The organism is Streptomyces sp. NPDC058092, from assembly GCF_042884935.1.
GTDB lineage: Bacteria > Actinomycetota > Actinomycetes > Streptomycetales > Streptomycetaceae > Streptomyces.
Map to the genome: position 1 here is coordinate 1 of NZ_JBHVSY010000074.1, position 1,563 is coordinate 1,563.

The window sequence follows — 1,563 nt, forward strand, 5'->3', positions numbered from 1 at the left end:
TAGTACTCCAGCCGGACTTCTCCATTAGCGCTGGTCAACGGCTTGGGCGTGGAGAGTGTAGCGGGCTGGAATGGGGGTGGGACGGTCTTTGCCGGGGTGTCCCACGAAGGCGTGGCCGCGCTGCTTGTAGTGGCAACGGCGGGCGCGTGCTTGGTGGCGGCGACGCCAGTGGGACCACGTCATCGCGTGGTCGCGGTCCGGAGCACGGCGGTAGGGTCCAGCTGCCAGCAGACGTCGAATCTCAGCCGGTGTGAGGTCCACGAGGTCGGGTGTGTCCCGCTCACTGCCCCCTTTTCTCGTTCCTGGCTGGCCAGGACAGCGAGGAAAGCGTGCGCGAGCATGGCGAGTGTGATGTGTCGGTACCAGCCCACGTAGCGGCGGACTTCGTACTGGTCCAGGCCGCATTCGTTCTTCGCGCTCTGGAAGCATTCCTCGACCTTCCAGCGGCAGCCGGCGATGCGTACGAGGTCGGCGACGGTGGCTTCCAGGGGTGCGCTGGCGAGGTAGTAGGCGATCTCGTCGGGCTTGGCGATGCTGCGGCGGGCCAGCATCCAGCGCTGCCGGGTGGGCTCGTCGCCGTCGAACTCCCACACAGCGGGCAGGCGGGCTGCGGCCCAGTCGTAGAAGCGCTCGCCCTTCGCGCCGCTTCCTGCGGACAGCCGCTGCCAGGCCTCCGGTGGTGCCTCACGGAGGATGCGGTCCTCGATGCGCGGGCCGTGGACCTGCTGGGATTTGGGCACGGCGACAACGTAGAAGAGTCCGTGGTCTTCCAGGAAACGTCGGAAGCGGGAGTCCTGGCCGTAGGCGGAATCCGCGGTGACCCACGTGATGCGAAGCGGGGAGGCCAGGGCACGCAAGACCATGGCGCGGGCGAGGTCGTTCTTGGTGGTGAAGTCGCGCGTGTCGGGGATTCGGGCGGCCCGGCAGCGTTCGCGGTCGTCGGTCCAGGACTTGGGCAGGTAGAGCTCGCGGTCGACCAGGGTGTGGCCGCGGGTGGTGGCGTAGGCGGCGAAGACCCCGATCTGGCAATTCTCGGTACGGCCTGCGGTGCCGGAGTACTGGCGCTGGACACCGGCGGAGGTGGTGCCCTTCTTCACGAAGCCTGTGTCGTCGATGATCAGTACGCCGTTGTCCGCGCCGAGGTGCTCGGCGACGTAGGCGTGCAGGTCGTCGCGGACCTCGTCGGCCTCCCAGCGGCTCCGGGACAGGAGGTGCTGCAGCCCGTCGGGGGTGGCGTGGCCGGCGTATTCGGCGAGCTGCCAGCCGTTCTTGCGGCCCACCGGGCCAAGGAGCCCGCGGACGTAGTCCCGCATCCGGCGCCGGGGCTCCACCCGGGCGAAACGGCCCCCGATCCGCAAGAGCAGTTCGCCAAGTCCCTCTTCCCACAGGTTCGTTGGTGCATGGTTCATACGGACGGACTGCCCTGAGCGTTGCCCCTACAATCACCGCGGCCACACGTTCGTGCGACGGCCCGGCAAAGACCGTCCCACTCCCATTCCAGCCCGCTACACTCTCCACGCCCAAGCCGTTGACCAGCGCTAATGGAGAAGTCCGGCTGGAGTA

1 pseudogene is annotated in these 1,563 nt (G+C 68.1%); it reads right to left on the reverse strand.

Annotated elements, in window-relative coordinates:
- Nucleotides 1–317 precede the first annotated feature (317 nt).
- Nucleotides 318–1,409, reverse strand: a pseudogene (locus ACFVV1_RS40810) (IS701 family transposase); the annotation flags it as partial.
- Nucleotides 1,410–1,563 lie beyond the last annotated feature (154 nt).